The following is a 21,386-nucleotide window of genomic DNA, read 5'->3' as shown; positions in this document are numbered from 1 at the left end:
GCGGACTTTTTGAGAACGATAATCGGCAGAAAGAAAAGCGGCTTGCTTTTTATGTCGAGCAATCACAATCTTATCACCACCAATCAGGTGAACTATTCTTATTCGGCGGCTTTAAAGTCGTTCGGAATCGTTGATAAAACGGTGTACGGCAGAGTGGATTTGCACTCGCTCAGACACACTTATGCCACAAGGTGTATCGAATCGGGAATGCCTGCAAAGGTGTTGCAGAAGATTCTCGGACACACGGATATCAACATTACGCTGAACACCTACTGCTCCGTTTTTGAGAAATTCCGCAACGAACACCTCGCCGTCGCCGATGAATACATGAAAGCCAATAACCTGCAAATCGCGTGAAAAAATGCAGGATTGGCACAAACTGCAGTCAAAAGTGCAGTCAAACCGCGAAAAGTTCAGGCTTTAAGCCATTCGCAGCGGTCACTCGCACCAACCCTATGACCTTGAAAATGGCTTAGATAAGCGGTTTTCAGGGTCTTGTTTTTTACTTGAAAATAATCAGCTCATTATTTGGCTCATTATTCAGGTATTTAGGCTCTCCTGAAAAAATAAATTTACTTCAAAAACTACAATATATCTAAACAAGCATTCCAATATGCCACAACATATGGTATAATAGGAATATGTTGGAGAACCCCAAAAATCTGGAGTTTTCACTAAAAAAAGCGAATTTGGGTGGTTTTGGGTTATGTACAGGAAAGAAAACAGCGCACAAATGATTCTGGATGGTTTCTATGCTCCGTTCGCGGAGAGACTTTCACCTGACAACAGATGGGTTAAGCTCAGCGACAAAATGCCTTGGGACATCATTGAGGAGGAGTATCTCAGAAATATTCAGCCCGAGAAAGGCAGACCATCCATCTCATCCAGAATCGCTTTTGGCGCGTGTTTTATTCGCAACGGAGAAAAATTCTCAGATGAGCGTACCGTATTGGCGATTGCCGAAAATCCGTATATGCAATACTTTTTGGGGTTGAAGGAGTTCAATCCCGAGCCGTTGTTCGATCCTTCGATGATGGTTCATTTCCGCAAACGTTTTCCTGTGAATTTTGTATCCGATGTGAACGAATATATCTGCTCCGGAAAGTGGCCTGAAGGGTCAAGAAATGTCGACAGAAATAATGATGACAACGATAACAATAATGACGGCAACGCTCCTGAAGCAACACCGGACATTAAGGATAATCAGGGCAACCTGATTATCGACGCTACGGTTGCGCCTGCCAACATCAAGTATCCGACCGATATTGATCTTCTCAACAAATCGAGGGAACACCTCGAAAAAGCAATATCTCTGTTATGGAACGAGGTTCCGCATAAAGGGCATATGCTCCCGTATAACAAGAAATCCGCACGAAAATCCTTTCTGAATCTTTCCAAGTGCAAGAAATGGACAAGAAAGAAGGTTTCAAAAGCAATATCCGAGCAGTTACGATATATTGAGCTTGCATCATGCAGGCTAGATGAACTGAAAATACAGGTCACATATCATGATAAGTTGTTCCCAACTTGGCTGAAAAACCGATTGGAAGTAATACCGGATGTTTATGCACAGCAGAAAGAAATGTTTGAAAGCGGCAAAAACTCCTGCGAAAATCGAATTGTCAGCCTTGAGCAGCCGCATGTCAGACCGATCGTCAGGGGTAAGCGTCCGAATCCAACGGAGTTCGGTCAAAAGGTACATTTGTCGGTTGTGAACGGTTACGTTTATTTGGAGCAGACGTCATGGGAAAACTTCAACGAATCCACGGATTTGATTCCCTGTGCGGAGGATTACAAACGTAAATTCGGATTTTATCCGAAAGCAATACTGGCGGACAAAATTTACCAGACGAAAGCCAACAAAAAGTATTGCAAAGAGCGTGGAATACGTTTGTCCGGGCGTTCCCTGGGAAGAAAAAATCCGGAACAGAAAGAGGCTGAGTCGGAGCAAATGTACCGTGATTCCTGCGAAAGAAACTGGGTCGAGGGAAAGAACGGACTGCTGAAAACAAGATACGGCATGAGCCGCGTGATGTGTAAGTTGGACGAAAGCGCAAAATCCGACCTTGTGTTTGCCATACTCGCAATGAATGCCGTCCGCAAGCTGAGGGAGGATATTCTGCGCCTATTTCGGAAAATTGGTTTTTTGCCGATTGCCTGTTGTGCGATCCAGTGTTGTGAGTCTGCATGAATCAGGTAAGTTGACTTTTTCAGGAGAGCCTAAGTAAATGTGATATTTTGGATTTCTCATTGTCATTTCCTCCTTGACTTGAATTTTACATCCATATTATAGGAAGAAATTGAATAAATCACAAATGTGCGAGTGAGAAATGTGTGTGACTGCCGATAAAACCTGAATTTTTCATAAGTCCGTTATGAACACTCCCACCATAAGGACAGTTCAATGAACTGTCCTTTATTTTTTTCTTCATAGTATAGTGACATGAGCCTTTTCCGGTGGTATAATAAGCATAAGGAAAGGAATTCATAAAAGGGCAGGGAAAAGGCGCGGTGCTTCAGGAATCACGATGCTTTTTCCTGCGTTTCGGTGAGTATGACAGAATATACACCGGCTTGACTTGCGCGGTCAGTGCAACCGCTAAGAATCAGTCGGGAGAATGAAATTCGATCACGGGAGCAGCTTATGTATTATCTGATAGAGGAAAGACTGGTGGAAAGCGACAAAAAGCAAATCAGAACCGCTGACGCGCAGTTTGTCGCCGTTCTTACATCGGCACAGTGGAAAACGGAAAAGGACAGCTTTGATATGGGTATTGATATTGAGCCGGATTCCTCGGACATTCACAGCACCAAGGCTGAGGTGAACTACGACTCGCTCACGGGAAGCTTTGCGGTTCCGAGCAGAGAGAAGCCTTCGCAAATCGAAGGGAAATTCGCATTCGCCCTCGATGAAAAGGGAATCGTCTTTATTGACGACAGCGGCACGGCGGAAATGCTGGTCCTCGCGGTTCAAAGAACTAAGAAATGGAGGCTGCCGAGCCTGGAGCGCTTTTTATATGATTTTCTTGAGCAGATTGTCAAGCGTGACCGCGATCTGCTGGAGCATTACGACAAGGAGCTTGACGCGATGGAGGGCGCCATCAGCAACGAAAAAGGGGAGATGGTCTCGGAACGCGTCAACGAGATCCGCACGGAAATACGTGATCTCAGAGTGCACTACGAGCAGCTTCTCGACTTTGGTCAGGAGCTGGAGGAGAATGAGAACAGCTTCTTCAAGCAGGACAACCTCCGCTATTTCCGCCTGTTTTCCAACCGCATTGACCGTCTGCGCGATTCCGCCGTCGCCATCAGCGACCACGCCTCCCAGATTCGCGACATCTATAAAGCGCATCTCGATATCAAGCAGAACCGCATTATGACGGTACTGACGATCGTGACGACGATATTCATGCCGCTGACGCTGATTGCGGGCTGGTACGGAATGAATTTCCGCTACATGCCCGAGCTGGATTCGGAATGGGGATATCCGATCGCCATCACCGTGAGCTTACTGATCGTGGTCGGCAGTCTGGTGTTTTTCAAACTCAAAAAGTGGTTGTAGGGATTTGCGAGAAAATGTACATTGACCTGTCGGGGTTTCGTGCTACAATGTAATGGGAGGTATGAAGATGGCGTCAAAAATAACGAAAAGATACACACTCGGAGAGGAGATATTCAGCTCCGTTACGCACGGCGTGGGTGGCTTGCTATCTGTTGCCGGAACGGCGGTGCTGATCGTTTTCGCGGCGATTTACAGCGATGCGTGGTCGGTAGTCGGCTGCGCCATTTTCGGCGCGAGTCTGATTATTCTGTATTGCATGAGCACGCTGTACCATGCGATCACGCATCCGAAGGCGAAAAGCTTTTTTCGGATCATGGATCACAATACGATATTTTTTCTGATAGCGGGAACCTATACACCGATCACGATTTCCATTCTGCGCGGCGCAATCGGATGGGTGCTGTTCGGTATTGTCTGGGGAGCCGCGGTGATCGGCATTGTGCTTAACTCGATCGACCTTGAAAAATTCCGCAAGCCCTCGGTTGTGTGCTACATCGCAATGGGCTGGGTCATCATTATCGCCATTCGGCCGCTTCTGAAGGTCATGAATGCGTGGAGTCTCTGGCTTCTCGTCGGAGGCGGCGTGTTTTATACGGTCGGTGTGATTTTCTATGCGATCAAGAAAATCCGTTACTTCCATTCCATCTGGCATATTTTTACGGTTGCGGGAAGCGTCTGTCACTACTTTTCCGTTTTGTTCGCTGTCATCAACAGATAATCTCCGACGCGCTCGGGTATAGGCGCAGGCGATAGCTGATGATAGCTTTTTCGTATTGGACAGGGAGAGAAAAAAGCGGTATACTGTTACCAACGAAAGCGATATAATGTTTTCGATCATATAGACAGTATTTTCACAAAGGAGGCGAAGCAGTGACACTGCAATTTCAAATACTTGTCAGAAGTAACTACAGATACGGACGAATGTGTCGCTGTTGCTGCTGAGAAAAACCCGTTTTGTTTTGTCTTCCATAATAGTTACCTGAAAAAAACAGTACCCCAACGGTCGGTTGAGGTGCTGTTTTTTACCGTTGAGTGCGAAAAAAATACCGATGAGCGGATTTTATATCACAAAAATTTTTTTCGTGATATAATACAAACCATAGGAGGTGCGAAGATGAAATTCAAGCTAAACATCGACAGAAACAAAGAGGAGCGGGTTGAAGCCACGCTTCACGGAAAGGGTGATTTTTCATACAGGCTGGAGGAACTGGTTCTCGGCTACAGCGGAGAGGACAGCGTCATGGCGTATACCGAGGACGATATCAAGGAGCTGAAATACCGTGATATCGAGTGTGTGACGGTGATCGATTCCAAAACCTACGCGATCGATACCGCGGGTGACCGATACCGGCTCAAAATGCGGCTGTATGAGATCAGCGAGATCCTGCCAAGCTACTTTATCAAAATCAATAAATCCTCGCTGGCGAACAGAAAACAAATCGAAAGGTTCTCGGCGGCGTTCTCGGGTTCCGTCGACGTAATATTCAAGTGCGGCTATAAGGACTATGTATCGAGAAGATGCTTTGCCGATATCAAAAAGGAGTTGAAATAAAATGAAAAAATTTATCGTGGAATTCTTGAAGAGAGGCGCGATCTTTGCAGGCCTCGGTCCCCTTATTCTGGCAATCGTATACTTTTTCCTTCACCTCAACGGTGTTGTGGAAATGGTTCCCGTCACCAAGATGATCGCGGAAATCATCAGTTCACTCATACTGGCGTTTATCGCTGCGGGTATCAGCGCGGTTTACCATGTCGAAAAACTGCAGCTGGGAATTGCGGGATTGATCCAGGGCTCCGTGCTGTTTGCGGATTACATCTTTTTCTACCTTGCAATGGGCTGGATGCCCTTCCGCTGGGATGTCATCGCATTGTTTACGGCAATCTTTGTTGTCATTTTCGCTTTGATCTGGCTGATTGTCTATCTGTCGATCAGGAACAAAATCAAAAAAATGAATGAAAAGCTCGGCTGAGCGAAAAAGAGAGCGCCCTGCTGTCGGATATGACGGCAGGGCGCTGTTCGATATTAATTTCAACGTTTAATTTCAACGGCACAGGGGAAACACCCGCGTTTGGCAAATATTTTCAGGATTTCTTGTGGTTTAACGGGTGATTTTGCTGCTTGTTTTGTTACTCAAAGATTTTTCAAGCAAATTGAGCGATATCTCCAAACCATGGTGTTAAGCCGTTTTTAAGCATTTTCGCGTAAAATGGCAAAAGAAAAGAGGCGGTTCAAAAACCGCCTCCGTTGGTCGGGATGACCAACTTTTTCGCTTAAACAGTGGCTTTTTGAACTGTTAAGAGCAATTTTAGGAGCAGTGTACACTCATATAATGCTCAAATTGTTATTTTCAAGATATTTATTCGAGGTATCTAATTGCGCTTGCTTGAAAGAATCCTGCACATCACAATAAACGCCTAAAGTGATTTTGATTTCCGAATGTCCCAAAAGTGACTGCAGCACCTTTACACCTGAACCACTTTCTAAGAAGCGCGTGGCATATGTGTGGCGGCAGCTGTGGCAGGTCACATCACCGTCAAGGGTATTGTCGAGGATATCATACTTTTCAAGCGCTTTTTTGAATTCAGTGTTGACCTGACTGGTCGAAACGATCGTGCCTGCCGAGGAAAGAAAAATAAAACCGTCCTCTTTTTCACCGATACATTTTGACAAAAAATCAGCCACATCATCACTCAACGATAAATCGCGGTTGTGATAAGTTTTTGTGTGGTAGTGTATCGTTACACCGCCGTTATCTTCCGAAACTGTTTTGCGAATCCGCAGCAACTTGTTTTTTGGGTCAAAATCACGCACTTCGAGCGCGTTTACCTCTCCCATTCTGCAACCTGTAAACAGGCTGAGAAGCATTTGCGGCGCGTAGAGAATATCCTCGTTTTTCAGCACTTCAAGCAAACGCTGTTCTTCCGAAACCGTCAAGGCTCTAATTATCTTTGTGGGCTTTGCGCTCTTGGGCTTTTCAAGCCACCGCATCGGATTTTCGGAAATGATTTGCTTGCGAATTGCTTCATTGAATACTCGGTTCATCAGCTGAAATATTTTGTTGATATAACTCTGGCTGATTGTGATGTTTTCGAGGAAAAATCTTTCAATCAGTTCTTCACTCATGTCTTGAATATACAGATTTGCAAAATCGCCCATCTTTTTAAGGGAGTATGTATCTCTCGTCTCCGAGGTTTTCTCTATCCCTTTGAACTTTGCGCGCCGTTCAATGAAATCGATAGCGAAATCATAAAACACAATACCTTTTTCTTCGGGTTTGGTGTCAAGTAATCCTGCTTCTGCATTATTTTGCAATTCACGCAGTTTGATTCTGACATCGGTTTTTGTTTTTCCTGATACTTTTTTACGTTTCTTTTCGCCGTTTATCACAACGAATATTTCACCTATAAATCCCTTGCCGTTCGGCTTGGGATATATGGAACCGTTACCGTAGTTCCTTGTGCCTTTTTTGCCTTTAGCCGTTGACATTTGAATCTCCTTTCTCGACTAAAGACATCAGAACATCACATATCTATTACCAATATGATAACATGTGATGTTCTGAAATGTCAATAGAATTGTGATCACGAATGCCGCTGCATCATATACTTCCTGAACGCATCTTCGCTGACAAGAAGTCTGCGCCCTACCCTTATCGTAGGAAAATCTCTTTTTTCAAAGAGCTTACGAGCTGTCGGAATGCTAATCCCCATGATTTCAGCTACATCCTTTACGTTTAAAAACGTTGTTTCCTTTTGCATATATTCCTCCGTATTCTATCGAGTTCCCATCGTGTACTCGATGTATTATTCGTCTAATAATTCAGGTAAAATTTCGCTCTCAAAAAAACTATCATAATCAGAATATGCTATTCTGTATTCTTCAAGGTTATTTCTTAAAAATCTTACGCAATCTTGATTTGGCTGATGTGTTTTGATTATTTCGGTTATTGTATCCATACATTTTTTCAATCCTGCGTTACCCCATATAGCATTGATTTTATAAAGTGTGGTAACTGTTCCCGACGTTCTCAGTAAATGAAGTAAATTCTTTGATAGCTCTGTATTTTTTGTGTTCACACTTTTGAATAATGTAATCTCTTGATTGTTTTTCATATCTATTAGTTGCTGTAAAAACGGGGCAGGCGCATTATTATTTGCCGTAACAAAAAAGTATTTTTGAATGATAAAATCCAGTATTATTTCTTTGTATTCTATATCGTTTTTTGTATCTAAAAGCGCTGTCGTCAATTTGTGAGCGTAATCATGCTTTGCTTCGAGTTCAAAGCGTACCCAGTCATTGTATTGTACGGCTTCCGAATATCGCGAGCCTCGGTTATTGATTTGTTCGGTTTTTTTATTGTAAATGCGCAGCATAACGGGACTGTCACGCTTTCCGAAGTATACCGTTTCGCAATCGCCTTCACTGCAAATCACCTGTATTTTATAGCTTTTTTCCGTATGTTCAATGCGGCCGTTCCGTTCTCGTATTACAAAAACCTTTATCTGCTCGTTTAGATATCCTGTGTAAATCTCATTGATATCGATACCTTCTTCAATGAAATCAACAGCTATATCTATGCGGGAACACCGAACCTGATATAAAGGGGATCGCATTTGCTGTAAAATTTCATATGGCATAAGGTTTGTCTGTCCTTGGTAATAAGCTAACGCTTGTGCGGAAAACTTAATCAGTACTCCCATCCTCGCCCAAATATGGTGATAGCAGACCGTAAAGAAAAAATCGTGATGACCATACGTATATCCAACGGAATATCCCGAAATCGCTTTGTTCATATACTTTCGTTCACCGAACAGGTCAAGCAGATTGAGCTTATCCTCTGCTTCAAAAACCATTTCATTCGCAATGTCATACCATCGTCGGTCAGGCGAGTTTAATAATTCGCTGACAGGCAACAGAATCATCGTTACCTCGTCAATTCCTGCTTCTATCACATTTTATTATCCTCCTGCAATTTTATTTTTTCCAAGTATCCCCCCTATTAGTTTACGGGGGATAAAAAGGCGCTCTGTTGTTTTTTAATAAGAGATAGTATTTTCGCGGCGAGCGCCGTCTTGCGGTACCCCTCCGTCGGCGCTTTCGCCGTAATACTCTTTTAATAAACGACCGAGTTCCCTATATACCGGAAACCGCATATGTGGAAAATGACAAAAGGCAACGTCATCATGTTCTCCGTCCGTTGATGAAAACCAGCAATCACCGGCTGAGTAGACACGCTCGGGAAAGTTTTCCAGCTTTAAGGAATCCCAAATCAGCCGCCCCTCTGTCAGCGTCGGTTTGAACAGGATTTTTGTCGTCATTGCGTTCTTAAGCATTGTCGGAAGACCGCCCTCGTCAACGGAGGCTTCCGCTATTGAAAGAATGACAAAACAACCTGCCGACGCGCCCATCGTAACAATCCTTTTCAGCGTATTATCAAATGCAGCCAAACAATAGTCAGAACCTTTTTCGGCTTTCTTAGGAAACAGTGAACGGCATGCAACATATTCGTCAATAAACAAAAACGATGGGTGCATATCAAATTCCCACCAATGAACAGCGTCGCCAATCTGTTTTGAGCGTTCATTTAATATGCGCTGTCTTTTCCTCATAGCTGCTTCAAACTCTTTCAACGACTGTAAAATGGCAGTTGCTTCTACGTCGTCATCAACAGTTACAACATGGGGAAGCACTGACAGCTCCGCGCATTTAGGATCAATAATCGTTATTTGGGAATATTGATGATCGCGTCCGCACAGCAAAGCCTGAATAAGAATTGAAATTATCCCGGTTGTCTTCCCGCTCCTCGTTTTTCCTGCGACCAGTATGGAGCCGCTTGTGGTCAGATCTATGGAATCACCCTTTTGTACAACAAATACCGTCTGCCGCACGGGCTTCATTTGATCAACTGAATAGAAAGAAAATGATTTGTCAATGGTAACATCTTCAAGAGTGTATTGCACATAACTAAGCGCAACATCTGTATTGAGAACCGTAACGGCAAATCGCTGATAACGACGGTTCAATATAGAGCTAACAGTAACGCCCAGCTTCTGTAAAATCTCCGCATTAACGACAATAGCATAAATCGTCAGTAGAAACTTTGTGTTGCTCAACTGTTTAACTTTTATTATCGGAAGAAATTCTCCATCGCGCAAACACAGAGGATTTCCGTAACGGCGATAGTATAATCCGATCATTATCATATGCTTAATTTGTTTTGCCTGCGTAAAGAAAATCCTGAGTAAAACCGAAATCAAAAACAAACTGATTGATATGCTCAGAATAACCCGGTTGCATTTTAATAAAACACCATCAATAGGAAGATTATTTGGCGGCAACAAATAAATCAACACGCTAACAATGAAAAACGCTATCGCGATAATCAAGCATTTTACCCAAGGTGCTGCGAACTCGATCCGCAGCGCCTTGGAATTGTAAGTTCTCACTGCTTATGTACCTTCGGTTCGACGACACGAATATCATCACAATGCACCGACAGGTTTTGATTGAAATCTCCGTAAACCTTGCCTACGGGATTAATGGGAATAACTTGTGCATCAACGGGAACATCGACCTGTTTTCTCAGCTTGAACTTAAGCTTCTCAAAGCGGTTTGTTCCTGTCTTTTTCTCGCCGTAATTGGTATTATCAGTCATGATAACTACCGTAACCTCCGTTCCGAGCAGTTCCTTAGTTTTATAGTCCTGCCACGGAGCAACTTCTACCACGTTGAACGTTTTTCCTTCTGAAAACTGTACGAAATTGAATTCGTTAAATTGATTCAAAAATCTCATGTATGAATCGTCCTTTCAAATAATGTAGATTATTTTATAGTCCTCCTCCGAGGACTAGCCGAAAAATACATTATCAGCCCATAGGAACCACATCCTTTTCCAAAAAGAAATAATAAGATTAAATATATATGTATATCTATTCTTATTGCTATTATTATATATTATAGAAATAATTATGTCAAGCGTATTTCTAATTTATATTTAAGAAAATATATTTAATTATATTGACAATCGGATATAAGATTGGTATAATTGAGTCAACACAATAATTTTCGCTATATTTTGAAAAAAGGAGAGTTAAGTATGGCAAAGAAAATGATTTCGGTATCTGTCGAATCGGAGTATTTATTAGAATCAATAGAAAATTACGCCAGCACCTCGGCGTTTATTAACGAAAGTATTTTGAATAATAGTTTTCCCTGCTATTCACGTACCCTAAGGACTTCCGCCTTGTATCTTTTGGATGTGTTGTGTTCCGCTGATATAAATGTCAAGGGAAAAACGCTTGCGTTTCTTGACGAAAAAGAGGTTCGCCGTCTTGTTGACGACATTTTAGTTCAAGCTCTATTATGGCTAAAGGATAAAACAATCAACATTCCGTCGCCGATAAAAACGGTTTTTGAACAGTATCAGCCCTCACCTAACGATGATCAGAACGCGTCGCCATTTTGTGAATCGACTCAATATCTGGAAATGAAGAATAGAATTGACTCCGAACTTAACGTATCGGTAAACAATCCCATCGACGGAGCAATGAAAATAATCGAAAACTGGGAGCACTTCTATAAAGAAGCGTCCACGTATGAATACCTTGCCGCCGTCATTAAAAATGAAAAGAAGAACAAACCCATTGCCCCCAAAAAAGTTTTCAAGATATTAAGGGACATGGAATCTATCATTATTATGCAGGTTATTAAAAACTGAAATTTCAAAAGCGTGTAAGCTCGGAAAAAATTCCGCTTACACGCTTTAATATTTCAGGCTCGATCATATAGAACAATTTAAATAGGAAAAAGCATGTGAGCAGGGAAATAACCCACTCACACACTTTAAAAATCAACCTTGGACTAAAATGTGTTTTTACTCCTATTCTAACTGAGAATATAATCTATATATAGGTAGAGTTTTGTAATAATCTTTGTCACACTTTGAAAATTGATCAAATAATTCTAATGCGGTTGTTTTATCCTCTAATAAAACATACTTTCCAAATTGAATGCGTTTATCATCATCTTCTATTGATTTCAAAATTTCAATATCATCGCTACAAAACAAACCTCTCCTTTTCTTTATCTGCATTGAATTAAGCAAAAAACAACTGTCATTCTTTGGGTAATCTAATTTGCGCAATAGATATTCAGCCAGATCAAGAAAATTCAAATCATTATTTAAATCAAAAACATTTATTAAATGCAGTACGCAATTATTTAGCTGATGTTTAGATTTTGAATTGATATCACAATTATTTATCTGCTCACGAAGCAAATTATAATCATAAAAGTATAAGTTGCTTAAAACATTAACGTCAATATTAAAAAACAAGGGCATTCGATAACCTATTTCATCTGAATCATCATCACGCATGAAAACAGCTAATTTTTCCGTGTAGACTCCATTTAACAGTTCCACTGAATTATCATTTTTTTGAATAATAATAGGGATATTTTTTCCATCAAACGACCAAAGATACTTGTAATAGATTTCTTTATATTGATTGGAGAAGCAATTATAATATACCTGAACAAGATTTTTTAATTGCAAGAATTGTTGATCCGTGAGTTGAGACCACGCTGTTGATAAATTAAACCCGATTTTTTCAAGTAACTCATATAAATCTATCTGAAATCTCAGCTTTTCGTGGAACTCTTGCTTTAGAGTAGCATTCATAGGTAATATGTGTCCGGCGATACTAAATGCTTTATTGTCATTGATATGAAGTAAAAAACTGGCGTCAGTATATATTTCTTTCAATGATGTTACGGCCTTATACTGTAGCTCTATCCTATGTTTTTCAAGATTTATAGTTAAATTTGGACTAAGTTTTAATACTTTTTCTCCCTCAGAACCACTAAAAACACTATAATGATGGTAATATATTTTTCCATTTACAGAAATATCCTGATGAATATCTTCCTCAATATAAAAAATCGATTCATCTTGCCACTCAATCGGACGCGGATATTTATCATCTTTCGTCGTCCCATATATACATACATCACCGGTTGATAACCGCAATAGGGCTTCGTATGGATTTTTTGCACCTATTACCGAAAGATTGATAGATGTTATTTTATCAAAGTCTTCCTTTCGGATTCTGTCTTGAACCAGTGGATTATAAGCAGAACCCTGTTTCAATGCTTCTTCATTAAACTGCTTTGCAACTATATATAATACTGCAGGATCCTTTTCTAGTTTTATAAATGGAATATTTATATTTTTCTCATTGTGACGTTTTTTAGCTTCTTCGAGATAATCCGCTATCTTAGAAGGATATAGAGACGAATAGAATATTTGTGTATGACCGTCGTTCATGAATATTTGAAAATACAGAACACCCTTTTCTGTAGCGTATGCTTTTAAATCCTCTAATGAAACAGCATAGTGGATTTTTTGCTTGTTGATGTATCTTTGCCCGTTATCACAATGTCCTTTTATTTGAACGGGAACTCTGCCCTCAAAATCCCTTTTTGATTGATTCCCGTCACTCTTCCTATAGAGATAAATGTAACCATCCCAAAATATTTCTTTATCATGGGTATTAAACTCGTAATCCATTGTCATATGCGCGTCAATTACTGATTCCAACGCATTGATAGCTTTTTGTTCGATTTTTGTATTAGATGGTTTCAACATTCGTATTTACCTTCTTAATCCACTATCTCTAAGGCAGCAATTTGCTTAACAGAATCCAGTCGTTACCGTTAATATCATCCGAATAAATATTTGTACAAATGCAGAGCTCATCACTCTTATTATCATTTCTAACAAACCCACCATTCAGGTGGTTTTTGTCAAGATAAGCTTTCAGTACATCAAATTTTTTCGGTGAGAAGATATCGATATCCTGACTGTTACCGTTGCGATCAAAACCACCCTTGGTTTCGATAATCCATATTTCGTCACCTACACCGAGAATGTAATCAGGATAAAACAGCTTCTGCTTTCCGGAATTGTCACGATAAACAATTGAGAGATATTCATTACCCTTATCTCCGTTTTTATACCACCATGCTACGCTGTTGCAATGCTCGCAATATTTTTCAAACTTTCTCTCCGCCGATGAACGCGGTTCAGCAGACGATAAATAGTTCTGATAAACATTTCTTTTCATTTCTACTTGTGTTTTAGCAGAACTATCATAAGTAAATATTTCAGATTGCGGAATATGAAATACAAATTCAGACACAGCCGGCAAATCTAACTGTAACTGGGCTATTTCGGCAGCCATAGCTTCACGAACTGCATTTTTAAGACGAACGTCGTTATTAAGAACAAAGGAGTAGACCTCTCTCGGAGATAAGGCAAGAATCTTTCTGCTATATGAAAAATTTGCGTCAAAGAGCTTTCGGATGATTGTATTCATATACGAATACTCCATACCTATTTCTAAACCTATTTTGCCGATTCTGTTATGATAATCGCGTCCATGCTTATGGGTATTGAGCTTTTCTGTAACAGCAATAGCATTCATATCGGTAGATTTAAAATCCAACGTAGACGTTTCTCCTGAATATGTTTGATTTACAATTTCTTCGTTAAAAACAAACCCCTTTGCCTGTAGTCTTGTTTTGTTTTCGAATTTATTACTACCTGTGCCGTATTCATTCTCGAAATATTTTGCAACTGCAAGCAAAGCTCTCTTTGGGTTTCTTGTAGAAATAACCATTGTCCTCCGCTCGCCCGTGAGAGCGATGCCCTTGTACTCGTTTTTTAGGAAAACAGTATAAGCGTCCAGAGCATTTTTGCCGAGAGACATTTTTACGCCTGCGGTAAATTTTCCGTCAAGGGTATAAAGATAACAGCTATCCAAAAGCATATTTTCATAGTGCTTTGCTTCTGGCATTCGACGAATACGTCCGATTGTCTGAATCTCAAAAGTTTCATCCATGTTTTCACGGAGCTTAACAAGAATCTGAGCACGAGGGCAATCCCAACCGGTGGCAACTGCTTGTTTAATGATTAACGCTACTTGTTTTGCGTTCGGATTTGTAATGTATTCTAAATTCTCGTGTTTATTATCAAGCCAAACAGCGAGAAGCTGATTCTCGTAGTTTATTCCCTGTGATTCAAACCAACGCTCAACCTCATCTTGAAGCAGCTGCGATTTATCAGGTATCTGAACGATCATCAAGGGGTTAATATCTTTTCCGATTTTTGCAAATTCAGCACGCAGTTCACGTTGTTTAGCATAAGCTCTTTCCAACAAAAAGCTCGTTTGGTTTTCCGTTTCCACCGTCTGCGGAAAGTTTTCGTTGATAACCAACACCTTTTTGATTAACCCTGCCGCTATTACTTCTTCTTCTGGTATTTCAATCACAACGGCATTCTTGATTCCTTTCGGCGTTGCAGAACAGCGAATAATCTTGTTTGTATGAAAATATTGAATTAGCTCGTCCGCTTTCACGGTGTTATTTTGATGGCTTTCATCTACAATAATAACAAAACGCAGTCCGTCATTTAACGCGTGCTGTATATGCTCCAAAAAGTTTGTTCGCTCGCTGTCTTTGAGAGCGTTGTTACCTTTCTTTGTAAGCTTTTCCCAGTTGATAAATACACTGTCATTTTCTTCAAAGCCGCTCGTCATCACATCGGAAAGAAGCTTTGTCTGAGAAGCATGGATATATTTATCCATTTTCTCTTTGCTTTGTTCTTCCAGATTGCCTTTACCCGGGGTGAGCCATACAAATACGGTTTTGGAATACGACTGAATATACTGGTGCATAAAGTATGTAAGTATTATTGTTTTGCCGCTTCCTGTTGGGCTTTTCAGGATAATATCTCGATTAGGCTCATCCATAGATTCAAACAGTGATTTGACTGCATCCAACTGAAAATCTTTTAATTTCATTATCTTTTACCTTTCTTTTTCTTGCTTGATTTTCTTACGCCGCTCATTACTTGAGATTTTATTGTTGGATCCTTTGCAATTTCATTTATAAATGGTTGAAAAACGCTTTGTGCAAAATCATTGCTACTTTGCGCTGAGATTAATTCTAATTGGTTTTTATGATTGATATTAAGTATTTCCTTTTCTTGCTCATGCTTCTGATTGAGAGCATCGATATCAATCTCGTGTTGCTTCATCAACTTTTCAAGGTCATGTTTGTTCTGTTCTTCAACAACCTTAATTTGTGCTGCGGCATTTTTTCTTGCTACAAAGTATGTAACAAAACCTGTTATTACTGCTGTACAAATAGCAGGAATACAAGCTATCAGTAACGTTTTAATAAACTCCAAATTTTATACCTCCTGTAAATCCTTATAATAATAGTCTGGTATAATGCTGATTTCTATTTCATTCTCTCTTAATATTCTTTCTTGCTCATCGTCTGGCAGCAAATCATGACCCATATACAATTTATGACACGCTGAATATTGTAAAATATTTTGAGTGAAAGCATCCAGTTCTTCATCAGTCAGAACAATTGCGATTTCTGCGTTTCCAACAAAGTTGATTCCGTTTTCAAGCTCAACCAGTTCTCGTATATGCAGTAATAACTCATCTGCGTACTCATAATACAATCGCTCACTGACGGGAATATACTCTACCTTGTAGTATTTCAAACTTGCATTATAACTCTCTTTGTCAATCACACGACGAATACGCTCATATGTTACTTCACGGCAGATATTGTTTTCATTGTTGGTGCAGAGGATGAAGCGGCGGTTTCCTTCTGTCGCTCTATTCAGAAGCATTGTAGACTCACCTGTTGTTCCTGACCCTGCAAAGAAATCCAGAATAATGCTATTTTCATCTGTCGATGCACGCAATATTTCGACTATAAACTCTAAAGGTTTTGGATACGGAAACCTTTTATCACCAAATAAGCTACGAACATATGAAGATCCTTTTGTTGTAAAAAAATCTTTTTCCGTCCAAATAGTTGGAATTTCACTTCCAACAGTCTCGTTTTTACCAAATCTCAAGGTAGGGGCATTTTCCTCATGCCCAATAACTTCTAATTTTCCAGATTCTATTTTTTTAATCACTCCATCTGGCAGATATTGAATACTAAATTCATTAGGATTTACTTTTGACTTGTTTTTACTTACCTTTATATATCCAAGCTTCCAATCATTCATCAATCTTGAAGAAATAAGACGCCATACACATTCTGCTCCTTTACTGCTAATAGGCCATAGTGCACTGCAACCCTCAGGAGTTTCATCGGTTTCAAATACATATTCTTTTAATTCACCATTGTAACTACCTTCATTTATTAACTCTGTTAGTGATTTACCCACACCTACAATATTCATAGTTTTTTTGTCCACAAAAATAGGATAAGTTTGATTAGGCCGCGTCGTCTTATCGAAGGTACTTAGCGTTAAGCCTTCAAAAGGTGAACGTTCAATTCCTCCAGTAAAACTCATAGCATTTGGAGAAAAAGACTGTGGAACTATGAACACTAAGTATTCTTGAGTATATGTAAATCCTCCATTAGGCTTTCCACCAGACGTTTGTACAGTAACACATACAGTTTGCCTATCATAAAAAATCTCTTGACATAAAGCAACCAAGTTATGAACTTCCTGATAACCAATACTAATTATGATAATACCCTTCTCCGTAAGAAGTTTTCTTGCCAATCGTATACGTTCAGAGATGAAAGAAAGCCATTTTGAATGAATAAAACTATCCGTTTTTTCAACAATAGAATCATCATAGATAAAATCATTATTTCCCGTGTTGTAAGGTGGATCAATATAAATTAAATCAATTCTGCCCTTATGTGTCTTTTCAAGTAGTTTCAGCGAAGCAAGATTATCTCCTTCGATAAGAAAATTCATTTGACCGCCGTTGTCAATAAAAAGATCGGTTTCTTCTGTCAATACGGGGGTGTGCGTTTCAAGAACCTCGTCAATATCCTCGCGGTGCTCCTCAAATACAAGACCGTACTTTTTTCCGTTGATGTCTTTCTCGATCTCGGAAAGATAGGAAAGCAGATTACCGGTATTCTCATCTTGTGCCGCATTGGAAATATATCTACGGATTTCCTCGATTTTAGTCAGCAAATCGTCTCTTTTTTGCTTTGAAATATTTGTACTCATGCTCTCACCTTATATAATTCTTTATTATATTTTAACATCATGACTAAAAAAAATCAATTCAATATTATCGCTTGATGATGGATTACTTAAAAATTTAGCTCTCTGTGTTTTACAGAGAGCCAATGAGTAATTGCTTCAACGATGGAGAGTAGTGTTGTTCCGGTGTCAGTTGATGCTAGTTTGGATCATTTTAAGCGATGTCTGATCGACCTGAAACAATATCCGACAAATTATACAACAGAAGTCGCTCGTTGTTGCTTGCGGCTTCTATTATTTTTTCATCAAATCCCGACTCCGAGAAAAGTTCGTAATAGAAATCCGCCTTTTCTTTTTGCGGCGAGAGCTTTGCGATTGTATCAAGGTATTCGGAATAGGAGAAGGGTTTGTTTTTGAATTTACACTCGCCAACAAGATATTCCCTGCGTGACTGTGAAACCGCGAGAATGTCTATCTCGGTTTCCGCAATTCTTGTACCATTGTCAGCTGATGTGTCACGCACGGTGGTCTTGCCCGTCCATCTGCCCATACTCGCATATCGGAAAGGCAGCGCGTTTGCCTGCTGCAGCTTTCTCACAAACTGTCTGCACACATTTTCAAACGGCAGCGAAGCAAATTGATGCAGCTGCGGTTCGACGGAATAATGGAAAACACCGTCAACGTCTCCGGCTTCCAGCTCAGAATAATTCGCAAACACAAAAGCATACCAAAAGCGGAAAAAATTGTCCGTCAGCTTGTAGGTGCCGCGGTTGGTGTTGGCGCGTTCCTTCGTGCCGGCGTCGACCGAAAACTCTCTCGCAACGATCCCCAACTGCACAAGGTTGCGCAGATAGGTGCTGGTCTTTGAAGTATCGTCCACAAGGGATTTTTGGCTGATTTCATTCAGCTTCGTGTTGCCCAGCGCGATCGCTTCAATCAGAGAATTGTAAATCGGCGTTTCACGCAGCTCCTGCCGCAGCAGAAAATCAACCTCGCTGTACAGAACGCAGCCTTTTGTCAAAATGTTCTGCTTGATATTCTCCGAAAGCGAGATTTTCGGATCAAACTGTTTCAGATAATGCGGAATACCGCCCAAAACTGAATAAGCAATGACCTTATCCCGATCGGAGTAATCGGGAAAGAATTTCACGGCGTCGTAAAAATCCATCTCCGTCATTTTGTAAACGCCCGTCGCTCTGCCATAAAGCGGGTTCTTCTCGGCAAGCAGCTCTTTCTCGATGAAGCTCATGGAACTGCCGCAGAGAATGATCATCACGTTTTCGTCTTTCAAAACCTCGTCCCATAGATTTTGAAGAATCGACGGTATTCCGGCGTTTCCTCGGCACATATAGGGAAACTCATCAATAATCAGCAGCTTCTTCCTGTCGCCGCTCGGTAAATCAGTGACAGAACGGAACGCCTGTTCCCAGCTTTCAAACTGCGAAATATACCGTTTTGCGGGAATATCCTCTCTGAGCATTTTCTCGGAGAATGATTTTAGTTGGAGCTTGTCTGTACATTCGCGGCACGCGAAGAACACATGAGGCTTGTCCTTGCAAAACTGTCTGAGGGTTTCTGTTTTTCCGACGCGCCTTCTGCCGTAAAGTACAATCAGCTGACCGTTTTCTGCGCTGTATTTTGATTCTAAAAATGCCAGTTCCTTTTCTCTGCCGATAAACATACGTCTCACTTCTTTCGAATCGTAATTCACTAAATCGTGATTTGATATTATTATAACCGACAATTTAAAAGATGTCAAGAATATTTGAAATTATTGTATTCTCAAAAAATAGATATGGATGCTCTGATATCCGTCAGTTGTTATGCAAAAATCGGGAGCAATTCAGGGAGCAATCAGGGGTAAAAACTGCTCCAAACATTGCTCTCAGGGGAGCAATTTAGATTGATTTCAGTTTATCCAAATTGTTTCAGATTGATTTTAAGAAGTGCCAAAGCCTCAGTATTTAAGCCATTTTTGAGCAATCTAAGTGAATATAAATAAAAAAGAGTGACCCGAAAGTCACTCTTAAATATTGGTCGGGATGACAAGACTTGAACTTGCGACTCCACGCCCCCCAGACGTGTGCGCTACCAAACTGCGCTACATCCCGATGCAACATTAAGAATTATATCAGAGAAATACTGATTTGTCAAGAGTTTTTTGATTTTTTTCTTGTGTTTTTTTATTGCGGAAATTTTTTATTGAATAGTTACCTTTTTTGAGAGAAGTGCCAGGTCACGATTGTCTAAATTGCCATCTCCGTTCCAATCGGCTGCGATTGCAAAGACTCCTGTAAGTGTTGAATTACCTACCAAATGTTCCATAAAGAGCTTAATATCCCGACTGTTTACCGTACCGCTGGCATTTAAATCGCCACGCACAACTAACGGATACTCTATCCCGTATTTTTTCAGAGAATATCCTGTGCGCAGTTTTCCGGAACCGATCTCTTGCCCGTCATTGTCATAAACTGCGCTGATTGACTCATCGCGTTTCTTCAATGCGGCGACCGTCATCCCCGCATCTACAATGATTGTGTTTTCCCGGTTAATGTTGGATGAATTGCGTTCGATCGGTTTATCCGGTGTATCCCGGCTGCTGACAACGGATTGATAGTTATCCTTCAGAATTGCTTTGGAATGATTTGCCGCAGCAAGCAAGAGCCCGCTGTCAAAGGAAAATAATTCTCCATCAGAAATAACAACGTGAGTTCCAATACCGTTTCTCGTTGTTCCATCGGTGAGCGATACCAACTGTCCTTTGTCAGTCTGAATATAACCAACACCTGCGTTCTGGCATTCTGAATACGATTCTATTTTCGCGCAGGAAGATATTATTCCAAAAGAAAGGCAGTATATCTCTCCTGAGAATGAAACGGCGTATGCGTTTCCGCCGTTGTGAAAAAGATAGTTGACGCCTTTATCCAGATAATATGTATGTAATGGGTTACCGTCAAAATCGCGGCTTTCTACATGTCCGTATGTGCTGTCGTGAACGATCAGGAATATTTCTCCGTCCGAAACGGCAAATGAATTATGCTGAATATTGTTCCCCGACGCAAGCGGATTGATCTGATATTCACCGCTGTTCATGTCAAGCTTGATCAAACTGTATTGTGAATTGGCTGTTGTTATTAACGCGTAGGAGTAAGCTTCGTCATGACAGACCGCGCGAATGACGCCGTCTGTTGTCACTGTCCTTTCCGTTTCATCGGGGATAGCGCGTGCGGAACAGAGTGTATGGTTGCCAAATCCATAAAAATACGCATTATTATTTCCGCTGTAGGCGTAAACTCTGCGGCATTGTGCCAGATTATGTAAGGTGCTGTCTGCGCCTACAGTAACAGAAGCGCACATCGCCATGACTGCGGTTACAATCATGCACACAATAACAATACATCGATGTTTCATCTGATACCTCGATTCTGCTACACCATCAGATCCTCTGCTGTCTCGTAACCTTGCTTTTGCGCGGAGTAAGTCAGCTTTTTCAATAATCTTCGTTTTGATTATATCATCTGTGACAGAGCCGGACAATGGTTTTAAATGTGAAGAAACATCACATTGCATCAGGAGATTTCCCATGCGGGTAAAAAATCACAATTTATATTTGACAAGAACCTTGAGAATATGTATAATAGATTAATGATATCAACACACTTTCGGCAGAATCGGGAGTCGTGTGGGTTTAGGTAACGCTGCCTCTGTGTAACAATTAAATACTTTGATTTTCACAGCAAATAAGCTGTTGAAAAATAGATGTGCGCCCGTGGCGGAATAGG

General features: G+C 40.7%; 18 protein-coding genes and 1 tRNA gene. 7 read left to right on the top strand and 12 right to left on the bottom strand.

Translation table 11 applies throughout. The features are described 5' to 3' along the window. From JKK62_RS15560 to JKK62_RS15535, 6 genes are all read left to right on the top strand, one after another. Positions 1–357, top strand: a 357-nt coding sequence (locus tag JKK62_RS15560; protein ID WP_243411888.1) for a tyrosine-type recombinase/integrase, incomplete at its 5' end; no start/stop codon positions are given. 349 nt (positions 358–706) lie between these two features. Beyond that, entirely contained in the window at positions 707–2,191 is a 1,485-nt protein-coding gene (locus tag JKK62_RS15555) for an IS5 family transposase (protein ID WP_201428722.1), read from the top strand. Positions 2,192–2,644: 453 nt separating this feature from the next. Continuing rightward, positions 2,645–3,562, top strand: coding sequence for a magnesium transporter CorA family protein (locus tag JKK62_RS15550; protein WP_201428721.1), 918 nt, complete (start codon positions 2,645–2,647; stop codon positions 3,560–3,562). A gap of 67 nt (positions 3,563–3,629) precedes the next feature. Next, positions 3,630–4,280: a PAQR family membrane homeostasis protein TrhA gene (gene trhA, locus JKK62_RS15545; protein ID WP_201428720.1), complete on the top strand. Its 651-nt coding sequence runs from the start codon at positions 3,630–3,632 to the stop codon at positions 4,278–4,280. A gap of 396 nt (positions 4,281–4,676) precedes the next feature. After that, complete coding sequence (locus JKK62_RS15540; protein ID WP_092966794.1) at positions 4,677–5,114, top strand: LytTR family DNA-binding domain-containing protein; 438 nt, start codon at positions 4,677–4,679, stop codon at positions 5,112–5,114. Position 5,115: 1 nt separating this feature from the next. Continuing rightward, positions 5,116–5,532: a DUF3021 domain-containing protein gene (locus tag JKK62_RS15535; RefSeq protein ID WP_092966792.1), complete on the top strand. Its 417-nt coding sequence runs from the start codon at positions 5,116–5,118 to the stop codon at positions 5,530–5,532. A gap of 353 nt (positions 5,533–5,885) precedes the next feature. Here the strand turns inward: JKK62_RS15535 and JKK62_RS15530 are convergent, their stop codons facing one another. The 5 genes from JKK62_RS15530 to JKK62_RS15510 all read right to left on the bottom strand — a co-directional run bounded on the left by JKK62_RS15530 (position 5,886) and on the right by JKK62_RS15510 (position 10,347). Next, positions 5,886–7,049 (bottom strand): tyrosine-type recombinase/integrase, encoded by a 1,164-nt coding sequence (locus JKK62_RS15530; RefSeq protein ID WP_201428719.1) that lies wholly within the window; start codon positions 7,047–7,049, stop codon positions 5,886–5,888. Between the two features lie 95 nt (positions 7,050–7,144). Beyond that, on the bottom strand, positions 7,145–7,321 hold the full coding sequence (locus JKK62_RS15525; protein WP_201428718.1) for a helix-turn-helix domain-containing protein: 177 nt from the start codon (positions 7,319–7,321) through the stop codon (positions 7,145–7,147). Positions 7,322–7,366: 45 nt separating this feature from the next. Continuing rightward, complete coding sequence (locus tag JKK62_RS15520; protein WP_201428717.1) at positions 7,367–8,515, bottom strand: replication initiation factor domain-containing protein; 1,149 nt, start codon at positions 8,513–8,515, stop codon at positions 7,367–7,369. An 84-nt stretch (positions 8,516–8,599) separates the two neighbouring features. Further along, entirely contained in the window at positions 8,600–9,949 is a 1,350-nt protein-coding gene (locus JKK62_RS15515) for an FtsK/SpoIIIE domain-containing protein (RefSeq protein WP_201428716.1), read from the bottom strand. 56 nt (positions 9,950–10,005) lie between these two features. Further along, positions 10,006–10,347 (bottom strand): hypothetical protein, encoded by a 342-nt coding sequence (locus tag JKK62_RS15510; RefSeq protein WP_207752212.1) that lies wholly within the window; start codon positions 10,345–10,347, stop codon positions 10,006–10,008. Positions 10,348–10,659: 312 nt separating this feature from the next. Here JKK62_RS15510 and JKK62_RS15505 point away from each other — a divergent pair, with 312 nt between their 5' ends. Further along, on the top strand, positions 10,660–11,280 hold the full coding sequence (locus JKK62_RS15505; RefSeq protein WP_201428714.1) for a hypothetical protein: 621 nt from the start codon (positions 10,660–10,662) through the stop codon (positions 11,278–11,280). 162 nt (positions 11,281–11,442) lie between these two features. On the opposite strand, the gene JKK62_RS15500 is transcribed toward JKK62_RS15505, so the two are convergent. The 7 genes from JKK62_RS15500 to JKK62_RS15470 form a co-directional block, all read right to left on the bottom strand. Further along, the gene (locus JKK62_RS15500) at positions 11,443–13,209 is read right to left on the bottom strand and encodes a hypothetical protein (protein WP_201428713.1); all 1,767 of its coding nucleotides are present in this window, start codon (positions 13,207–13,209) and stop codon (positions 11,443–11,445) included. A 28-nt stretch (positions 13,210–13,237) separates the two neighbouring features. Beyond that, the gene (locus tag JKK62_RS15495) at positions 13,238–15,424 is read right to left on the bottom strand and encodes a DEAD/DEAH box helicase family protein (protein ID WP_201428712.1); all 2,187 of its coding nucleotides are present in this window, start codon (positions 15,422–15,424) and stop codon (positions 13,238–13,240) included. Continuing rightward, positions 15,424–15,813 carry a hypothetical protein gene (locus tag JKK62_RS15490; RefSeq protein ID WP_201428711.1) on the bottom strand — a complete coding sequence of 130 codons (390 nt, stop codon included), beginning with the start codon at positions 15,811–15,813 and terminating at the stop codon, positions 15,424–15,426. Before JKK62_RS15490 ends, JKK62_RS15495 begins: the two co-directional genes overlap by 1 nt. Positions 15,814–15,816: 3 nt before the next feature. Continuing rightward, positions 15,817–17,628: a site-specific DNA-methyltransferase gene (locus JKK62_RS15485; protein ID WP_201428710.1), complete on the bottom strand. Its 1,812-nt coding sequence runs from the start codon at positions 17,626–17,628 to the stop codon at positions 15,817–15,819. Positions 17,629–17,818: 190 nt separating this feature from the next. Continuing rightward, positions 17,819–19,285 carry an ATP-binding protein gene (locus JKK62_RS15480; protein ID WP_201428709.1) on the bottom strand — a complete coding sequence of 489 codons (1,467 nt, stop codon included), beginning with the start codon at positions 19,283–19,285 and terminating at the stop codon, positions 17,819–17,821. A 353-nt stretch (positions 19,286–19,638) separates the two neighbouring features. After that, positions 19,639–19,715 (bottom strand) — tRNA-Pro (locus tag JKK62_RS15475). A gap of 88 nt (positions 19,716–19,803) precedes the next feature. Next, positions 19,804–21,174: a dockerin type I repeat-containing protein gene (locus JKK62_RS15470; protein WP_201428708.1), complete on the bottom strand. Its 1,371-nt coding sequence runs from the start codon at positions 21,172–21,174 to the stop codon at positions 19,804–19,806. Between the last annotated feature and the right edge of the window lie 212 nt (positions 21,175–21,386).

This window comes from Ruminococcus difficilis, assembly GCF_016680995.1.
This window is presented reverse-complemented; position numbering and strand designations above follow the sequence as displayed.